This is a genomic window from Bradyrhizobium sp. USDA 4449 (genome assembly GCF_054056275.1).
Map to the genome: position 1 here is coordinate 1,890,250 of NZ_JBSRYD010000001.1, position 17,067 is coordinate 1,907,316.

The following is a 17,067-nucleotide window of genomic DNA, read 5'->3' on the forward strand; positions in this document are numbered from 1 at the left end:
TTGGCCGTTACTTGGCAATCGTGTGCTTCAGGCTGAGATCTTCCGGGCTGTAGAACAGCTCGTAGAGCTTGCCTGCCTTGACGCCGTAGACCTCGTAGCATGAGCCTTCGATCTTGGAGCGGCGCACGTCATAACCCAACGCTTTCGCCTGGGCTTCGGCTTCGATCGCCGGCTTCCACGACGCCTTGTCGAGCTTGGTGCAATCCTTGAAGCCGTCGGCCATCACCGTCGACGCGATGCCGGAGCCGACCGTCAGCGCGATGGCGAGAACGCGAATGACTTTCACTGATATCTCCTCCACTGTCGCATATGCGCGACGCACGCCCGAAGGAAGCGAATGGGAAGGGGAAGTCAATCGCGATTCGGATCGGCGACGTCTTGGAGACATTCTAGCCGTCGCCAAAACATCAGCGCCCTCCGAGGGCCGGGCGTGTTTTGCCGTGTGCTGCGGCCTTACGCCTCACGGTTTGGTGGCTGCATTCAATAACCGGCAAGGGTCATCGCCACCACCGCACCGAGCGCCATCCAGCCGAAGTGGCGACCACGCGTCCCCCATGCGTTGGCGCAGGCGGAGAAGCCGAACACGCAGACCATGGTGACGACGATCCAGTGGCGCGCGAGCGCCGAATCCATCCAGGGCGCAGCGACCAGCAGCGCGCCGCACCCGATCCAGGCCACGGTCGAGGCCTGCCAGACCAGGCGGATCAAGCTGCGGAGCCGCTCCGGCTCGATGGTGGCGCGGGCAAAGACCTTGGTTTCGCCGAGGATGCCGTGGATGACGGCCACGATGATGGCCCCCACACCGGCGCATTGCAGCAAGAGATCACGCATCGCGGCCCCATACATGTGTGTATGGTCGTATAAGCGCTGGTGCACCGCCTGTCAATACAGTACTGTATGGCCGGATTTCGGAAACTGATATGACCGGGCAACTTTCCGCCGAGGACTGGATCAAAGAGGGCGTCAAGGCGCTCACCAGGAGCGGCTTCACTGCATTGAAGGCCGATCCCTTGGCAAAGAGCATGGGCGTTTCGCGGGGCAGCTTCTACTGGCATTTTGCCGATCTCGGCGCGTTCCACGCCGCCGTGCTGAAGCGCTGGCGCGAGATCGCGGCCGAGGAGATCATCGCTCGCGTCGAGGCCGACAGCGACGAGCCTGTGAGGGCGCTTCTGCGCAGGACCTTTGGCGCCCGGCTCGATCTCGAGCGCGCGGTGCGCAACTGGGCCGCGTTCGATCCGGCGGCGCAAGCGGCCGTTCGCGCCATCGACCGCCGGCGGCTCGACTATATCGAGGCGCTGCTGGCGACGCGGGGGGTTGCGCCTGCGCCCGCGCAGGCGCGCGCGCAGATCCTGTACTGGACGTTTTTGGGCTATGCACTCGCCAGCACGCCGATGCCGGCCGCGCGGCTGCAGGGCCTGCTCGACGAAATCGAGCGGCTGGTCTCGGCATAGCGCGCAATGGGCGGGCGTGATTTTCTATGCTACAGCCAGCCGACCGCCGGAGACCCCAATGAACGCGCCGACCGAACGTCCCGAAAATAGCGTCGATCCGAAACTGCTGGAGATCCTGGTCTGCCCGCTGACCAAGGGCCCGCTGGAATTCGACGCCGCCAAGCAGGAGCTGATTTCGCGGAGCGCCAAGCTCGCCTATCCGATCCGCGACGGCATCCCGATCATGCTGCCGGAAGAGGCGCGCAAGATCGATTGAGAACGGCGAATAGGGAATGGCGAGTAGCGAATGGATCTGCTCACCATTCGCCATTCGCCGCTCACAACGCCTCGCCCTTCAACAGCCGCGGGATCTCGCCGGTCAAACCCGCCGCCTGGCGGATGAAGAGGTTTTTGAGCGGCGGGGTGCGGTCGACGATGCCGAGGCCGATATCCCGCACGGTGCGCAGCAGGGTCGACTGATTCGAGAACAGGAAGTTCAGCGAGTTGGTGGCGACGCCCATCGCCATGGTGTCGAAGCGGCGCCAGCGCTGATAGCGATCGAGCACGTCGGCGCCGCCGATATCCATGCCGAGCCTGGCGGCATCGACGACGACCTCGGCCAAGGCGGCGACATCCTTCAGCCCCATATTGAGGCCTTGCCCCGCGATGGGGTGGATGACGTGGGCGGAATCGCCGACCAGCGCGAGGCGCTCGGCGACAAAGGAGCGCGCCACGAAATAGGACAGCGGAAACGCGCGCGGCTTGTCGAGCGCTTTCACCTCGCCGAGATGCAAGCCGAAACGCTGCTCGAGCTCGGCGTGAAACTCGTCCTCGCCAAGCGCGATGATGCGCGCGGCCTCAGCCCGGCGCTCGGTCCACACCAGCGACGATCGCTTGCCTGACAGAGGCAGGATCGCGAACGGGCCCGCGGGCAAGAAGTGCTCTTCGGCGCGGCCGTCGTGATCGCGCTCGTGGCCGACGGTGACGACGATGCCGGATTGGTCGTATTCCCAGCCGTGCGTCGCAATGCCCGCGCGCTCGCGCAATTTCGACTTCGCACCGTCAGCGGCGACGAGCAGGCTCGCCGCGATGACGCTGCCATCGCCGAGCGTCACGTCGATCCCCTCGGCGCGCGCGTCGTAGGACGACACGGTGGTGGCGCGAAGATCAACGCCTTCAGCTTCGGCCCGCACCACCAGCGCATCGATCAGGCGGCGGTTCTCGACCATGTGCGCGAAGGGCTCGCCGGGCGCGACATCGCCGGCGAAGTTCAAAAACGCCGGACGCGTGGCGTCCTCGAGCCTGGAATCGGTGACGACCATGTCGAGGATCGGCTGCGCCTCAGCCTTGACGTCGTCCCAGGCGCCGAGCGCCTCGAACAGGCGGCGGCAGGCGGCGACGATCGCGGTCGCGCGGGGATCGCGGCTGGGGCGCGCGGCGAGAGCGGGATCGGCGACGATGACGGGAATCTCGGGGCCGAGCCCCTGGCGCAGGGCCAGCGCCAGCGCGAGGCCCGCAAATGCGCCGCCGCCAATGACAATGCTCTTCTGTACCGACATACCAAGCTTCCCGGCCAATTCTGAGGTCTTGCTAGCAGACTTGAGGTGGGCGAAACAGTGCGGTGAAACAGGGGCGGAACAGCCCGCAAAGAAGGCCTGATGTGCCAGTCCGGGGCGATGGTTCGCGCCGGATGACGGCAAGAAAGCACCACCATGTCCAAAAGCCTCATCGACCTGATTTCGATCCTCGACCTCGAGCAGCTCGAGGTGAATTTGTTCCGCGGCAACAGCCCGAAGACGAGCTGGCAGCGGGTGTTCGGCGGGCAGGTGATCGGGCAGGCGATGGTTGCGGCCTGCCGCACCGTCGAGGGCCGGCTGCCGCATTCGCTGCATTGCTATTTCATCCTGCCGGGCGATCCGCAGGTCCCGATCATCTACCAGGTCGAACGCCTGCGCGACGGCAAGAGCTATTCGACGCGCCGGGTCACCGCGATCCAGCATGGCAATGCGATCTTCTCGATCATGGTGTCGTTCCATGCCGAGGAAGAGAGCGCGTTCGACCACCAGGACAAGATGCCTGACGTGCCGGCGCCGGAAAAGCTCACGGCGGAAGAGGTGGCGAAGCAGCCGATGTTCCGCGAGATGCCGGAGTTCATCCGCCGCTATTACGAATCCGATCGCCCGATCGAGCTGCGCCCGGTCGAGCTCGGCCGCTATTTCGGCCAGAAGATCGAGGACGGCCGCATCCATGTCTGGATCAAGACGGCGGCGACGCTGCCGGACGATCCGGCGCTGCACATGTGCGCGCTGGCCTATGCCTCGGACTTCTCGCTGCTCGATGCGATCATGGCGCGCTATGGCCGCACGCTGTTCGACAAGCGCATGATGCCGGCGAGCCTTGACCACGCGATGTGGTTTCACCGCCCGTTCCGCGCCGACGAATGGCTGCTCTATTCGCAGGATTCGCCGAGCGCACAAGGCGGCCGCGGCCTGACGCGCGGCTCGATCTTCAAGCCCGACGGCACGCTCGTCGCCTCCGTCGCGCAGGAAGGTTCCGTGCGCGAGCGGAGGAGCTGACATCTCGAGCGCGCGTTCATCGCGCTTGCGAGGCCCTGATCATGCTTACATCGAACGGCGCGGCGCGAGCTCGGTCTGCGAGGCGAACCAGTTCATGATCCAGCGATAGACCCACGGGATCGGGATCAGGAAACTGCACAGGATCGCGGCCACGATGCCGCGCCAGAGGATTCCGAGCCCGGTGCCTTTGAAGATGATCTCGCGGCGCGTGCCCTCGATGTTGCGGTAGATCCAACGTAGCTGGGCGGCGGCGACCCAGGCCCATCCGATGATGGTGATCATGGAAACCGCGAACAGCAGGTTCCAGCCGATGTAGCCCGCGACCGAGCCATTGAAGCTGAGGCCAAGCGGCTGCCCGTTGGAGGCGAGGTTGGCGATCATCCACTTGATCAGCAGCCAGTAGAGGGCGATCTCGGCGAGAAAGAGCGCAAGGTTCAGCACCTGGACGCCGGAATAGCCGACGACAGCGGCCAGAACGATGAAGCCGAAGAACCAGGGCACCATCGTCATCGCATTGCCGGTGAAGGACAGGTTCGGCCGTCCCGGGACCCTGACACAGGACACGATCCATCTCGTGTACCAGACGAACACCCACGGCACGGGAATGACGAGGGCCGAGAGGATCACCATCACCAGCGTGCGCCAGGTGAAGTCGAGAATGCCGAAATCGACCGACAGCGATCCGCCGGCCGCGCTGCCTGCGCCGGTATAGGCGCCGCCGCCCATCATCGGCGGGCCCCCGGCGGGAATGACCGGCGGCGCGCCGCCGCCAGGGATCAGTCCGGGAATTTCGGCCGCCTTCTGCCAGCCGGCCATGCCTTCGGACCACACCAGCGTGTCCGGCCGCACGACGCCTTGCGCGATCAGATCGCGGAATTGCCCCTCGAGATAGGGCCCCTGCTGCTTGCCCTCGGATGCATAAAACCAACTCGCCATGACGCGCGCCCCCAAAATACTTATGTACCGCCCGGCCGGCGCGGGTTCACCGCATCCTTGCCAAAAATGCATTGTGAGGGACGAACAGATGCCCTGTACAGAGGCGGCCGTTCACATGCCCGCCCTCGGCCAAGCGTTTTTCCGCTTCAATGTGCAAGTTTTTTGTGCCATTTGCCCGGAAAGATGCCAGATTGACGCAGCGCCGGGACATACGGCGGGGCGCATCCCGGGGAATAGGCCTGACCATGAAACTCGTCGTCGCGATCATCAAACCCTTCAAGCTGGATGAAGTCCGCCAGGCCCTGACGGCGATCGGCGTCCACGGCATGACCGTGACCGAGGTCAAGGGCTACGGCCGCCAGAAGGGTCACACCGAGATCTATCGGGGCGCGGAATATGTCGTGAACTTCCTGCCGAAGCTGCGGATCGAGATCGCGGTCGCCTCGGACATCGCCGACAAGGCGGTCAGCGTGATCACCGCTTCCGCCCGCACCGGGCAGATCGGCGACGGCAAGATCTTCGTCACGCCGATCGACCATGCGCTGCGCATCCGCACCGGCGAGACCGATAGCGACGCGCTCTAGATTTTTGTTTGACGCGTTTTCCTGGCGCGAACCGGTATCCACTTCGCTCGAAAACGCTCTGGTCTCTTCGTTCGCAGCGGGCAACGACGCCGTAGCGACGCAATCACGAATGCTGGGGGAAAACGACATGGCGGGATTGTTGCGCCGCGTGGCCGCTTTGGCTGCGCCGTTCGGATTGTTGTCGGTGATGGCCGCGCCGGCCCACGCCACGACATCGGAGATCAACACCGCCGACACCGCCTGGATGATCGTCGCCACCGCCCTGGTGCTGATGATGACGATCCCGGGACTGGCGCTGTTCTATTCCGGCATGGTGCGCAAGAAGAACGTGCTCGCGACCATGGCGCAGAGCCTTGCCGCGGTGACCATCATCTCCATTCTCTGGGTCGCGTTCGGTTACTCGCTGTGCTTCGCCGGCGACGGCCCGTGGATCGGCTCGCTCGATCGCTGGTTCCTCGCCGGCATGACCATGGACAGCGTCAACCCGGCCGCGAAGACGATCCCGGAAGCGCTGTTCATGCTCTACCAGATGACGTTTGCGATCATCACGGTGGCGCTGGTGGCGGGCTCGGTCGCCGACCGGATGCGGTTCTCCGCTTACCTCTTGTTCTCGGTGGCCTGGTTCATCTTCGTCTACATTCCGCTGGCACATTGGGTGTGGGGAGGCGGCTTCCTCAACAGCATGGGCGTGATGGATTTCGCCGGCGGATTAGTCGTGCATCTGTCGGCCGGCACCGGTGGCCTGGTGGCCGCGAAAGTGATGGGACGGCGTTACGGCTACGGCACCGAAAATCTGTCGCCGTTCGATCTGTCGCTTGCCGTGATGGGCACCGGCCTGTTGTGGGTCGGCTGGTTCGGCTTCAATGGCGGCTCGGCGGGTGCTGCCAATTCGCGCGCGGTGATGGCGATCATCGCGACCCATCTGGCGGCCTGTTCCGGCGCGCTGACCTGGGGCGCGATCGAATGGTCGACGCGGCGCAAGCCCTCGGTGCTCGGCATGATCTCGGGCGCCGTGGCCGGCCTCGGCACCATCACGCCGGCCTCGGGCTTCGTCGCGCCGTGGCACGGCATCGTCATCGGCATCGCCGCCGGCGCGATTTGCTATTGGGCCTGCACCTGGCTGAAGCACCGCTTCAACTATGACGATTCGCTCGACGTGTTCGGCGTCCACGGCATCGGCGGGCTGACCGGCACGCTGCTCGCCGGCGTGTTCGCGACCAGCGCCATCGGAGGCACCGCCGGCCTGCTCGAGGGCCATCCGCAGCAATTGCTGATCCAGCTCTATGGCGTTGCCGTCACCTTCGTCTGGTCGGCGGGCGTGAGCTTCATCCTGCTCAAGCTGGTCGGCCTGTTCGTGCCCTTGCGCGTGTCGCGCGAGCAGGAGCTCGAGGGTCTCGACATCACCCAGCACGGCGAAGCGCTGCAATAATCAGGGCTTGCGCAACACATAAGCACGTGCTTATGTGTTGTCATGATCGAAGCCGATATTTTCAGGGCGCTGGCCGACCCGACCCGCCGCAGGGTCTTTGAGAAGCTCGCCGACGGCAGCCTCAATGCCAGCGCCTTGCGCGACGGATTGGAGATCAGCCAGCCCGCGATGTCGCAGCATCTTTCGGTGCTGCGCGCGGCAGGCCTCGTGCGCGAGCAGCGGCAAGGCCGCTTTGTGAATTACGAAGTCGATCCCGACGGGATCGTCGCCATCGGTACATGGCTTGCGCGCTACCGCGCCTATTGGCCGAAGCGCATGGAAGCACTCGCTGACCTCCTGAAGGATATGGATCAATGAGCGACGCCGCGAAGCCCGAACGTCCTGACGAAGCCCTTGTGCTCGAATATGAATTCGATGCTCCGCCGGCAAAAGTCTGGCGCGCCGTAACCATTCCCGCCCTGCGCGAGCGCTGGCTGCCGGATTGCGATCTTGCGGGCGCCGAGCCGGAAACATCGATCCCGGGCGAAGAGGTGCGCTACCGGCTTCGCGATTCCGAACCGCCGTATCGCGAGAGCCGCGTCATCTTCCGAATCGAGCCGAACGTGTCGGGCGGCACCCGCTTCCGCATCATCCAGCAGGCCTGCGAGATCAACGTAAAACTGCCGCAGCCGGCCAATTGCAATCGCTGCCTCATGCGCGCGGCGGCCTGACACCAACCGAACCTCATCACCTGCAGACATGGAGGTCGCCGATGCGCGACATGCTTCAGCTCGTCCCTATGGTCGTCGAGCAATCCGCACGCGGCGAACGGTCCTTCGACATCTACTCGCGGCTGCTGCGCGAGCGCATCATCTTCCTCAACGGCGAGGTCAATGACGCGATGTCGGGCCTGGTCTGCGCGCAGCTCCTGTTCCTGGAAGCGGAGAATCCGAACCGGCCGATCAATCTTTACATCAACTCCTATGGCGGCGTGATCACCTCTGGCCTTGCGATGTACGACACCATGCAGTTCATCAAGGCGCCGGTGCATACGCTATGCATGGGCACCGCGCGCTCGATGGGCTCGTTCCTGCTGATGGCCGGCGAGCCCGGCCACCGCGCCGCGTTGCCCAATGCGAGCCTTCACGTCCACCAGCCGCTCGGCGGCTTCCAGGGCCAGGCGTCCGACATCCTGATCCATGCCAACGAGATGCAGGACACCAAGCGGCGCATCACCAGGCTCTATGCGCAGCATTGCGGCCGGACCGTAGAGGAAGTCGAGCGGACCCTGGATCGCGACCACTTCATGACCGCGCAGCAGGGGGTCGAGTGGGGCCTGATCGATCGGGTATTTGCCGAGCGCCAGCCGGCCGATCGCGACGCCAGCTAATCGGCCCCCGCCTGTAACAAGATACCTGCATTGCTGCCCGACACGTGAGCAGCAATTGTGTCGGCACCCTGTCATGCCCAGTTTTTGATCACGTCTGACCACGTATTGAGCGCGACGTATTGGCGCATTGCGGCGGATTACCCGCCCAACGCGAAAATCCCCGTTTTCATAGTCCGTTAGGCAAGTCGCCGGTTCTGGCACGGCATTTGATTCTAAGGGTCCCGGCTGTGCCCGCGTAGTGAACTTCTCCCTCGTGGCGAACCAGTCGAGAAACGCCCGGCCATGTCCGGACCGGGCCCAAGCGGGGATAGGACCCATGAAAATTGTTATGGCGATTATCAAGCCATTCAAGCTGGAAGAAGTCCGTGACGCCTTGACCGCCATTGGCGTTCACGGTCTCACGGTGACGGAAGTCAAGGGATATGGCCGTCAGAAAGGCCACACGGAAATCTACCGCGGCGCCGAATATGCCGTGAGCTTCCTGCCCAAGATCAAGATCGAAGTCGCCATTGCCTCCGAGCAGGTCGACAAGACCATCGACGCCATCACGTCCGCCGCCAAAACCGGACAGATCGGCGACGGCAAGATCTTCGTCATCGGCCTCGACCATGCGGTCCGCATCCGCACCGGTGAAGCCGACGCCGCGGCCCTTTGATTTCGCGCTCAACCAAAATCCAATCAGGAGTAAATGAAATGACGTTTAAGCGTCCCTATGGCGCGGGATTGGCGGCTCTCGCAGTCGGCCTGTTCGCTGCGACCGCAGCCTATGCCGAGCCAACGGTCAACAAGGGAGACAACGCCTGGATGCTGACATCGACAGTGCTGGTGCTGTTGATGACCATCCCCGGCCTCGCGCTGTTCTACGGCGGCCTCGTTCGTTCCAAGAACATGCTCTCGGTGCTGATGCAGGTGTTCTACACCGTCTGCGTCGTCACCGTGATCTGGGCCGTCTACGGCTACAGCCTCGCCTTCACCGGCGGTTCCGACTTCATCGGCGGCTTCTCCAAGGCCTTCATGATGGGCGTCACCACCGACTCGAAGGCCGCGACCTTCTCGGTCGACGCCAACATCTCGGAGCTCGTCTATGTGTGCTTCCAGATGACCTTCGCGGCGATCACGCCCGCCCTCATCGTCGGCGCCTTCGCCGAGCGCATGAAGTTCGCGGCGATCGCTCTCTTCATTCCGCTCTGGGTCACGCTGATCTACTTCCCGATCGCGCACATGGTCTGGTACTGGCCCGGCCCGGACGCGATCCAGGATGCGGCCAAGGCTCTTGCTGCCGCGACTGACGCAGCGGCAAAGACTGCGGCTCAGGCCAAGCTCGACGAGATCAACGCCGACGCCGGCTGGATCTTCAAGAAGGGCGCGATCGACTTCGCCGGCGGCACCGTCGTGCATATCAACGCCGGCATCGCCGGTCTCGTCGGCGCTCTCCTGATCGGCAAGCGCGTCGGCTACGGCAAGGAGCTGATGGCTCCGCACTCGCTGACCATGTCGATGATCGGCGCCTCGCTGCTCTGGGTCGGCTGGTTCGGCTTCAACGCCGGCTCCAACTTGGAGGCCAACGGTGGTGCTGCGCTCGCCATGACCAACTCCTTCGTCGCCACTGCAGCCGCCGCGCTGTCGTGGATGTTCGCGGAGTGGATCGTGAAGGGTCATCCGTCGGTACTCGGCGTCATCTCCGGTGCTGTCGCGGGCCTCGTGGCCGTCACCCCTGCCGCCGGCTTCTCCGGCGTGATGGGCGCGATCGTCCTCGGTCTCGTGGTCGGCGTGGTCTGCCTGTTCTTCTGCACCGTCGTGAAGAACGCGCTCGGCTACGACGACTCGCTCGACGTGTTCGGCGTGCACTGCATCGGCGGCATCGTCGGCGCCCTCGGCACCGGCATCCTGGTCAATCCGGCTCTCGGTGGTGCCGGCATCATCGACTACACCGCGATCCCGCCCAAGGTTGCCGATTACGACTTCGCTGCGCAGATGCTGTCCCAGATCGAAGCCGTCTGCACCACGCTGGTGTGGTCCGGCATCGGTTCTGCGATCCTCTACAAGGTCGTCGACGTGATCGTCGGCCTTCGCGCCAATGTCGAGACCGAGCGTGAAGGCTTGGACATCACCGAGCACACCGAACGCGCCTACAACATGTAACCGTTCTCCCGGGCGCGATCTCCCTGGAGATCGCGTTCACTCCTGCGGTTTGGGCACATACCCGGCAATGCCCCGACCGTTGAGGGGCTCCAGCGCAAGTTGGAGCCCCTTTTTTTGGCAAAGCGTCCCGTCGCCCCTTGTTGGGGAGGGGGTGGCCGAGGAAATGATGCTGGTTCTTGATGATCCATTGAGGGCGGGCGCGCAACGGAAGGAATCCCCGCGCGGCCCCCCCTCCCTGACCCCACAACGCGGGGGGGAGGGAACAGAGAGAGCGCTGCTGCCGGCCGAACTCAAATCGACTTCGATCTTCCATCCCGTTGTTATCCGGCCCCATTATTCCAGCTCTGGACGCACCCGGCCGGCCGATGGTTAATCGCGTCTTAACCTCGCCCTATCTATGGTGAATTGAACCGCCTTCCCGCCGGCGCCCGCGTGCGACCGGCCGTTCCGAGAGTACTGGCGCCCAGAATGGTCATGACCGCTTCATCCCGTGCGCCGCTCGAAGGTGGAAGCGCCAATAACGAACGCTCGCCCTTCGTCCGGCTGAACGAGCTGCTGGCGCCGCATCAACCCGGCAAGCCCTTGATTTCGCTCGCAGTCGGCGAACCGCAGCATCCCGTGCCTGATTTCGTCGGCCCCGTGCTGGCCAAGCACATTGCCGATTTCGGACGGTACCCGATGAACCAGGGCACCGAGCCGTTTCGCCAGGCCGCGAGCGCCTGGCTGTCGTCGCGATTCAGGCTGCCGCGACCGCTCGATCCGAAGACCGAGATTCTGGTCCTCAATGGCAGCCGCGAGGGGCTGTTCCTCGCCGCGATCGCGGCAGCGCGCTATGTCGGCCCGAAGCCCGGCAAGCCCGCCATCCTGATGCCGAACCCGTTTTATCCGGTCTACGGCGCCGGCGCCGGCGCAGCTAACTGCGAGCCGGTTTACCTGCCGACCACCGTCGACAACGGCTTCCTGCCCGATCTCGATGCCATCGACGAGGCGACGCTGGCGCGCACGGTGGCGTTCTACCTGGCATCGCCAGCCAATCCGCAGGGTTCGGTCGCATCGCGCGATTATTTCACGCGCCTGAAAAGCCTCGCCGACCGCCACGGCTTCGTGATTCTCAGCGACGAGTGCTACTCCGAGATCTACACAAGGGAAGCACCGGGCAGCGCGCTCGAATGCGCGGGCGCCGATTTCACCCGCGTGCTTGCGTTCCAGTCGCTGTCGAAGCGCTCCAACCTGCCGGGCCTGCGCGTCGGCTTCGCCGCCGGCGACAGGAAGCTCATCGGCATGTTCCTGGAGCTGCGCAACATCGCGGCGCCGCAGGTGCCGGTACCGCTCCAGCATGTCGCGACCGTTGCCTATGGCGACGAGGCGCATGTCGAAGAGAACCGCAGGCTGTACCGGATCAAATTCGATCTCGCCGACCAGATCATCGGCAATCGCTATGGCTATCGCCGGCCCGATGCCGGCTTCTGCGTCTGGCTCAATACGTCGGAGATCGGCGACGACGTCTCCGTGACCCTCAGGCTCTACAAGGAAGCCGGCGTGCGCGTGGTGCCCGGCTCCTACTTGGCGCGGCTTCAGCCCGACGGCTTCAATCCCGGTGCCGGCTATATCCGGCTGGCGCTGGTGCAGGACAGTGAGACCACGGCGCAGGCGCTGCACCGGCTGGTCGAAACTCTGGGTTAGGCGGGCCCATGAGCATGTCGACAATCGAACGCGTCATTCCCCTGGTCGGCCATCTGCCGCCTTCGCTCCGCGAGGGGCTGGCGAGGCGCGTGCGCGAGCTGACCGGCTTCGGCCTGGTCACGCTGTCGGGCGTCGCCTCCGCCGCGCTGATGACATGGTCGGTCCAGGACCCGAGCCTCAGCCACGCGACCTCGCGGCCGATCCACAACGTTCTCGGCTACGCCGGCGCCATCGGCGCCGACCTCGCCATGCAGATCCTCGGGCTCGGCGCGATCATGCTGATCCTCACCGTCGCGGTCTGGGGCTGGCGCATGATGACCCACCGTCCGTTCGATCGCGAAGCGCTGCGGCTCGGCGCCTGGATTCTCTGCACGGTGATCACGGCCGGCTTCGTCAGCTGCTGGCCGCATGGCGGCGCCTGGCCGCTTCCCACCGGTTTGGGCGGCGTGGTCGGCGATGCGCTGGTGCGTGCGCCCGCGGTGATCTTCGGGCCACCAGGCGCGATCTATCGCATGGCGCTCGGCGCCATCCTGTTCGTCGCGCTGGCCGCGACCTTCCTGATCGCCTGCGGCCTCGGTGCCCGCGAGCGCGATGATGAACTCGCGGAGATCGAGGACGACGACAAGACGCTCGATGACGAAGACGACGGCGATCGCGGTTCGGTGTCGCTGGGCTGGCTGTTCCATGCGCTGATGAGCACCAAGGCGCGGCTGATCTGGCTGTGTGGTGCCGCCTATCGCTCGCTGGTTTCGAGCGGATCGAAGAGCAAGGCCGTTCCGTTCAGCCGACAAGAACCCAATCTCGGCGGCGGCCGCGCCGCGCCCTCGATCTCGCCGCAATCCGAAGACGAGGACCACGAGAACGAGGACGAGCACGAGGAAGAAGAAGACGAAGAGGAGGAAGAGGAGGAGCCGATCGCGCGTGCGCCACGCAAGAAGGCTGCACCGAAAGCCGCTTCCAGGAAATCCTCCGACAAGTTCGAGCTTCCATCCGTGTCCGTGCTGGCTGCGCCCAAGGCCGGCGATCGCCAGCCGCTCAGCAAGGCCGAGCTGGAGGCCAATTCGCGTTCGCTCGAAGGCGTGCTGCAGGACTTCGGCGTGCGCGGCGAGATCGTGAAAGCCAATCCGGGTCCCGTCGTCACCCTGTACGAGCTCGAGCCGGCGCCCGGTATCAAATCGTCGCGCGTGATCGGGCTTGCCGACGATATCGCCCGCTCGATGAGCGCGCTCTCGGCGCGCGTCGCCGTCGTGCCTGGCCGCAATGCCATCGGCATCGAGCTGCCGAACGCGCATCGCGAGAAGGTTTATCTGCGCGAGCTGCTGGTCGCCAAGGAAACCGTCGACACGGTGGCAAAGCTGCCGCTCTGCCTCGGCAAGACCATCGGCGGCGAGCCCGTCATCATCGACCTCGCGCGCACGCCGCATATGCTGATCGCGGGTACCACCGGCTCCGGTAAGTCGGTTGCAATCAACACGATGATCCTGAGCCTGGTCTATCGGCTGCGGCCGGATCAGTGCCGGCTGATCATGGTCGATCCGAAGATGCTCGAACTCTCCGTCTATGACGGCATTCCCCATCTGCTCACACCCGTCGTGACCGATCCGAAGAAGGCGGTGGTCGCGCTGAAATGGGCCGTGCGCGAGATGGAAGAGCGCTACAAGAACATGGCCAAGCTCGGTGTGCGCAACATCGACGGCTACAACACGCGGCTCGGCGAACTGAAAGCCAAGGGCGAAGAGCCGACGCGCACCGTACACACGGGCTTCGACAAGGAGACCGGGAAGGCGATCTACGAGGAAGAGAAGCTCTCGCTCGATCCGCTGCCCTACATCGTGATCATCGTCGACGAAATGGCCGACCTGATGATGGTCGCCGGCAAGGACATCGAAGGCGCGGTGCAGCGCCTCGCGCAGATGGCACGCGCCGCCGGCCTGCATGTGATCCTTGCCACACAGCGTCCGTCGGTGGACGTCATCACCGGCACGATCAAGGCGAACTTTCCGACCCGCATCGCCTTCCAGGTCACTTCGAAGATCGACAGCCGCACGATTTTGGGCGAGATGGGCGCCGAGCAGCTGCTCGGCCAGGGCGACATGCTCTACATGGCCGGCGGCGGCCGCATCAGCCGCGTGCACGGACCGTTCGCCTCGGACGACGAAGTCGAGAAGGTGGTGCGCCACCTCAAGACGCAGGGCCAGCCGGAATACCTGGAAGCAGTCACCGCCGAAGAGCCGAGCGAGGACGAAGACGGCGGCGCCGTGTTCGACGCCAGTGGAATGGGCGCGGATGGCGGCGGCGACCTGTTCCAGCAGGCCGTTGCGATCGTCAAACGCGACCGCAAGGCCTCGACCAGCTACATCCAGCGCCGGCTGCAAATCGGCTATAACCGCGCCGCATCGCTGATGGAGCGCATGGAACTGGAAGGCATCGTCGGACCCGCCAACCACGCCGGCAAACGCGAGATTCTGGTCGAAGAAGAAGACAGTCACATGTGAGGCAAGGGGGCCTCCGGCCCGCCTCGGAATGACATTTTCACGGAAAATCGATCTCTGCTTTTGCTCGAAATCACGTTAAAACGACGCCCAGCCACACAGGACGACGCGTTGACCAGACATCCGGACATTGGATTCGCAGCCTCTCTCGCTGCCCGCAGCGCGCGCGCGGCGGGTGTGCTTCTCGTCACCGCCGCCTTGGTGACCGCAGCGTCGTTTGCGCAGAACGTGCCGGTGCCGAAGCCGGCACCGAAGAGCCGTGACAATGCTGCGCCCGCCGGGGGGCCGGCGATCACAGGCGCGACGCAGGCTCCGCCGAATCCGATCATTCCCGATCCGCGCCGCAACGTGCCGAGCAGCATCTTCCAGACGTTCGATGCGAACCAGAAAGCGCAGGCGGCCAAGGTCAGCGCCTATCTGTCGTCGCTGTCGACGCTGGTCGGAAATTTCGTCCAGGTCGGCCCCGACGGCAGCAAGACGCAGGGCGATTTCTACATCCAGAAGCCGGGCAAGGTCCGCTTCGAATATGATCCGCCGAGCCCGATCGACATCATCGCCGATGGATCGTCGGTGGTGGTGCGCGACCGCAAGCTCGCGACGCAGGACGTCTATCCGCTGTCGCAGACGCCGCTGCGCTTCCTGTTGTCAGACCGCATCGATCTGATGAAGGACACCAACGTCGTCAACGTCACCGCCGACGATCTCTTCATCAGCGTCACCATCGAAGAGAAGCAGGCCCTGGTCGGCACCAGCCGCCTGCTGCTGATGATCGGCGCCAAGGACGGCCAGCTGAAGCAATGGACCGTCACCGATCCCCAAGGCTATGACACCACGGTAGCGGTCTACAATCTCGATGCGGGCAAGAAGCTCGATCCCAACATGTTCAAGATCGACTTCACCAATTACAACGTGCCGTCGCCGGGGTAGCGCTGCGGCACCGCCCCTGTGGACAAGCATTTCGGCCGCGACGATCCATGCTAAGACGCAACTCTCATGCGTCTTTCCCTGACAACCTGGAACATCAACTCGGTGCGGCTGCGCATCGATCTGGTCGCGAAGTTTCTCAAGAGCGCACGGCCCGACGTACTGTGCCTCCAGGAGACCAAGTGCATCGACGACGCCTTTCCGCTGAAGCGCTTCAAGCGGCTCGGCTACGAGCACGTCGCGCTGAACGGGCAGAAGGGCTATCACGGCGTCGCCATCGTATCGAAGATTCCGTTCGAATCCACCGACATCCGCACCTTCTGCGACAAGGTGGATTCGCGCCATATCTCGGTGTCGTTCGGCGCGAAGGCCAACATCGCAAAGCCGCTGGTGCTGCATAATTTCTACGTGCCCGCCGGCGGCGACATTCCCGATCCCGCGCTCAACGAAAAATTCGACCACAAGCTCCGTTTCCTCGACGAGTTGAAGGCGTGCGAGCCGCTGCATCCCCGCGGGGAGGATCGTCATATCCTGGTCGGCGATCTCAACGTCGCGCCGCACGAGAACGATGTGTGGTCGCACAAGCAGCTTCTCAAAGTGGTCTCGCATACGCCTGTCGAAACCGAGAAGCTGAAGGCGGCGCTCGAAGCCGGCGAATGGATCGACGTCGCGCGCGACCGCATCCCGATGTCGGAGAAAGTCTACACGTGGTGGAGCTACCGTTCCGCCGACTGGACCGTCGGCGACCGCGGCCGGCGGCTCGATCACATCTGGGTGTCGCGCGCGCTGAAGGATGCGGTCAGCGATTTCAAGATCCTGCGCGATGCACGGAGCTGGGAGCGTCCCTCCGATCACGTCCCTGTCACCGTGACGCTGGAGGTGTGAAGCCTGTAGCCGCGCTTGACGCTCTCATCCCGAGGAGCGCGCATCGCGCGCGTCGCGAAGGATGGCCGCAGGCGGTAACCGGGCCTTCATGGTTCGAGACGGCGCTGACGCGCCTCCTCACCATGAGGATCAGCCCGTGAGCTTCGCGCCGGCCATCAGGATGTCGCTGGCGATCTGGCTGGAGCGAACCGCGAATTCGTCGCGCAGGCGGACCGCCGCAGCGGGATCGCTCTCGAGCACACGCTGAAACAGGCTGCGTGCGATGCGGATGACGGAGGAGTGCTCCAGTGCGACCGCGCCGGAGGGCCGCTTCATCGGCACCACCAGCGCGAGCTCGCCGATCAGCGTACCGGGGCCGGCGATCATCTCGGCGCCGGCGCCGTCATCGACGCGAAAGGCGCCGCGCTGGACCACGAAGCCGGCGTCGGCATTGTCACCGAGATTGAACAGGATATCGCCGCGAACGAAGTCACGCTGCTCGGAACCGATCGCCAGCATGCGCAACGAGGCGTCTCCCAACAGGCGCAGTGTCGGGACACGCTCGAGCAGCGCTACGTCATCGTCGATTGACATTCCGGTCCGTGGCTCGTGGAACGCGCCAAATTACGACGAATCGC

General features: G+C 64.4%; 19 protein-coding genes. 14 read left to right on the plus strand and 5 right to left on the minus strand.

Annotated elements, in window-relative coordinates:
- Positions 1-7 precede the first annotated feature (7 nt).
- Positions 8-286, minus strand: a complete 279-nt coding sequence (locus ACVIIW_RS08995; RefSeq protein WP_456700414.1) for a PepSY domain-containing protein — start codon at positions 284-286, stop codon at positions 8-10.
- A gap of 194 nt (positions 287-480) precedes the next feature.
- Complete coding sequence (locus ACVIIW_RS09000; protein WP_456700415.1) at positions 481-831, minus strand: hypothetical protein; 351 nt, start codon at positions 829-831, stop codon at positions 481-483.
- Between the two features lie 89 nt (positions 832-920).
- Between ACVIIW_RS09000 and ACVIIW_RS09005 the strand changes: the two genes are divergently transcribed.
- Both ACVIIW_RS09005 and ACVIIW_RS09010 read left to right on the plus strand, forming a co-directional pair.
- Positions 921-1,451, plus strand: coding sequence for a TetR/AcrR family transcriptional regulator (locus tag ACVIIW_RS09005; protein WP_456700416.1), 531 nt, complete (start codon positions 921-923; stop codon positions 1,449-1,451).
- 58 nt (positions 1,452-1,509) lie between these two features.
- The gene (locus tag ACVIIW_RS09010; protein ID WP_200297414.1) at positions 1,510-1,707 is read left to right on the plus strand and encodes a Trm112 family protein; all 198 of its coding nucleotides are present in this window, start codon (positions 1,510-1,512) and stop codon (positions 1,705-1,707) included.
- Positions 1,708-1,768: 61 nt separating this feature from the next.
- Here the strand turns inward: ACVIIW_RS09010 and ACVIIW_RS09015 are convergent, their stop codons facing one another.
- Positions 1,769-2,989 carry a ubiquinone biosynthesis hydroxylase gene (locus ACVIIW_RS09015; protein WP_456700417.1) on the minus strand — a complete coding sequence of 407 codons (1,221 nt, stop codon included), beginning with the start codon at positions 2,987-2,989 and terminating at the stop codon, positions 1,769-1,771.
- A 153-nt stretch (positions 2,990-3,142) separates the two neighbouring features.
- Here ACVIIW_RS09015 and tesB point away from each other — a divergent pair, with 153 nt between their 5' ends.
- Positions 3,143-4,006 carry an acyl-CoA thioesterase II gene (gene tesB / locus ACVIIW_RS09020; RefSeq protein WP_456700418.1) on the plus strand — a complete coding sequence of 288 codons (864 nt, stop codon included), beginning with the start codon at positions 3,143-3,145 and terminating at the stop codon, positions 4,004-4,006.
- Between the two features lie 45 nt (positions 4,007-4,051).
- Here tesB and ACVIIW_RS09025 read toward each other — a convergent pair whose 3' ends face one another.
- Positions 4,052-4,942, minus strand: coding sequence for a DUF4339 domain-containing protein (locus ACVIIW_RS09025; RefSeq protein WP_456700419.1), 891 nt, complete (start codon positions 4,940-4,942; stop codon positions 4,052-4,054).
- A 245-nt stretch (positions 4,943-5,187) separates the two neighbouring features.
- Here ACVIIW_RS09025 and ACVIIW_RS09030 point away from each other — a divergent pair, with 245 nt between their 5' ends.
- The 11 genes from ACVIIW_RS09030 (at position 5,188) to xth (ending at position 16,450) form a co-directional block, all read left to right on the plus strand.
- Positions 5,188-5,526, plus strand: coding sequence for a P-II family nitrogen regulator (locus tag ACVIIW_RS09030; protein ID WP_092232482.1), 339 nt, complete (start codon positions 5,188-5,190; stop codon positions 5,524-5,526).
- A gap of 127 nt (positions 5,527-5,653) precedes the next feature.
- Positions 5,654-6,955: an ammonium transporter gene (locus tag ACVIIW_RS09035; RefSeq protein ID WP_456700420.1), complete on the plus strand. Its 1,302-nt coding sequence runs from the start codon at positions 5,654-5,656 to the stop codon at positions 6,953-6,955.
- A gap of 42 nt (positions 6,956-6,997) precedes the next feature.
- The gene (locus ACVIIW_RS09040; RefSeq protein ID WP_456700421.1) at positions 6,998-7,312 is read left to right on the plus strand and encodes an ArsR/SmtB family transcription factor; all 315 of its coding nucleotides are present in this window, start codon (positions 6,998-7,000) and stop codon (positions 7,310-7,312) included.
- Positions 7,309-7,665 (plus strand): SRPBCC family protein, encoded by a 357-nt coding sequence (locus tag ACVIIW_RS09045; RefSeq protein ID WP_456700422.1) that lies wholly within the window; start codon positions 7,309-7,311, stop codon positions 7,663-7,665. The genes ACVIIW_RS09040 and ACVIIW_RS09045 overlap by 4 nt, the downstream gene beginning before the upstream one ends.
- A gap of 41 nt (positions 7,666-7,706) precedes the next feature.
- The gene (locus ACVIIW_RS09050; protein WP_456700423.1) at positions 7,707-8,324 is read left to right on the plus strand and encodes an ATP-dependent Clp protease proteolytic subunit; all 618 of its coding nucleotides are present in this window, start codon (positions 7,707-7,709) and stop codon (positions 8,322-8,324) included.
- A gap of 316 nt (positions 8,325-8,640) precedes the next feature.
- Positions 8,641-8,979 carry a P-II family nitrogen regulator gene (locus ACVIIW_RS09055; protein WP_456700424.1) on the plus strand — a complete coding sequence of 113 codons (339 nt, stop codon included), beginning with the start codon at positions 8,641-8,643 and terminating at the stop codon, positions 8,977-8,979.
- Between the two features lie 38 nt (positions 8,980-9,017).
- Entirely contained in the window at positions 9,018-10,466 is a 1,449-nt protein-coding gene (locus ACVIIW_RS09060; RefSeq protein ID WP_456700425.1) for an ammonium transporter, read from the plus strand.
- A gap of 468 nt (positions 10,467-10,934) precedes the next feature.
- Positions 10,935-12,149, plus strand: a complete 1,215-nt coding sequence (locus ACVIIW_RS09065) for an aminotransferase class I/II-fold pyridoxal phosphate-dependent enzyme (protein WP_456700426.1) — start codon at positions 10,935-10,937, stop codon at positions 12,147-12,149.
- Between the two features lie 8 nt (positions 12,150-12,157).
- A complete protein-coding gene (locus ACVIIW_RS09070) occupies positions 12,158-14,644 on the plus strand; it encodes a DNA translocase FtsK (RefSeq protein WP_456700427.1) in 2,487 nt (828 codons plus the stop codon).
- 108 nt (positions 14,645-14,752) lie between these two features.
- Entirely contained in the window at positions 14,753-15,568 is an 816-nt protein-coding gene (locus ACVIIW_RS09075; protein ID WP_456700428.1) for an outer membrane lipoprotein carrier protein LolA, read from the plus strand.
- Between the two features lie 66 nt (positions 15,569-15,634).
- Positions 15,635-16,450: an exodeoxyribonuclease III gene (gene xth, locus ACVIIW_RS09080; protein WP_456700429.1), complete on the plus strand. Its 816-nt coding sequence runs from the start codon at positions 15,635-15,637 to the stop codon at positions 16,448-16,450.
- A gap of 129 nt (positions 16,451-16,579) precedes the next feature.
- On the opposite strand, the gene ACVIIW_RS09085 is transcribed toward xth, so the two are convergent.
- Positions 16,580-17,023 (minus strand): cyclic nucleotide-binding domain-containing protein, encoded by a 444-nt coding sequence (locus tag ACVIIW_RS09085; RefSeq protein WP_456700430.1) that lies wholly within the window; start codon positions 17,021-17,023, stop codon positions 16,580-16,582.
- Positions 17,024-17,067: the final 44 nt, after the last annotated feature.

Bases quoted from the DNA above. Each gene is read 5' to 3' on its own strand.
- xth (WP_456700429.1), top strand. From the start codon at position 15,635: ATGCGTCTTTCCCTGACAACCTGGAACATCAACTCGGTGCGGCTGCGC.
- ACVIIW_RS09085 (WP_456700430.1), bottom strand. From the start codon at position 17,023: ATGTCAATCGACGATGACGTAGCGCTGCTCGAGCGTGTCCCGACACTG.
- ACVIIW_RS09025 (WP_456700419.1), bottom strand. From the start codon at position 4,942: ATGGCGAGTTGGTTTTATGCATCCGAGGGCAAGCAGCAGGGGCCCTAT.
- ACVIIW_RS09050 (WP_456700423.1), top strand. From the start codon at position 7,707: ATGCGCGACATGCTTCAGCTCGTCCCTATGGTCGTCGAGCAATCCGCA.
- ACVIIW_RS09010 (WP_200297414.1), top strand. From the start codon at position 1,510: ATGAACGCGCCGACCGAACGTCCCGAAAATAGCGTCGATCCGAAACTG.
- ACVIIW_RS09035 (WP_456700420.1), top strand. From the start codon at position 5,654: ATGGCGGGATTGTTGCGCCGCGTGGCCGCTTTGGCTGCGCCGTTCGGA.
- ACVIIW_RS09015 (WP_456700417.1), bottom strand. From the start codon at position 2,989: ATGTCGGTACAGAAGAGCATTGTCATTGGCGGCGGCGCATTTGCGGGC.
- ACVIIW_RS09000 (WP_456700415.1), bottom strand. From the start codon at position 831: ATGCGTGATCTCTTGCTGCAATGCGCCGGTGTGGGGGCCATCATCGTG.
- ACVIIW_RS09055 (WP_456700424.1), top strand. From the start codon at position 8,641: ATGAAAATTGTTATGGCGATTATCAAGCCATTCAAGCTGGAAGAAGTC.
- ACVIIW_RS09030 (WP_092232482.1), top strand. From the start codon at position 5,188: ATGAAACTCGTCGTCGCGATCATCAAACCCTTCAAGCTGGATGAAGTC.
- ACVIIW_RS09040 (WP_456700421.1), top strand. From the start codon at position 6,998: ATGATCGAAGCCGATATTTTCAGGGCGCTGGCCGACCCGACCCGCCGC.
- ACVIIW_RS09045 (WP_456700422.1), top strand. From the start codon at position 7,309: ATGAGCGACGCCGCGAAGCCCGAACGTCCTGACGAAGCCCTTGTGCTC.
- ACVIIW_RS09060 (WP_456700425.1), top strand. From the start codon at position 9,018: ATGACGTTTAAGCGTCCCTATGGCGCGGGATTGGCGGCTCTCGCAGTC.
- ACVIIW_RS09065 (WP_456700426.1), top strand. From the start codon at position 10,935: ATGGTCATGACCGCTTCATCCCGTGCGCCGCTCGAAGGTGGAAGCGCC.
- tesB (WP_456700418.1), top strand. From the start codon at position 3,143: ATGTCCAAAAGCCTCATCGACCTGATTTCGATCCTCGACCTCGAGCAG.
- ACVIIW_RS09070 (WP_456700427.1), top strand. From the start codon at position 12,158: ATGAGCATGTCGACAATCGAACGCGTCATTCCCCTGGTCGGCCATCTG.
- ACVIIW_RS09005 (WP_456700416.1), top strand. From the start codon at position 921: ATGACCGGGCAACTTTCCGCCGAGGACTGGATCAAAGAGGGCGTCAAG.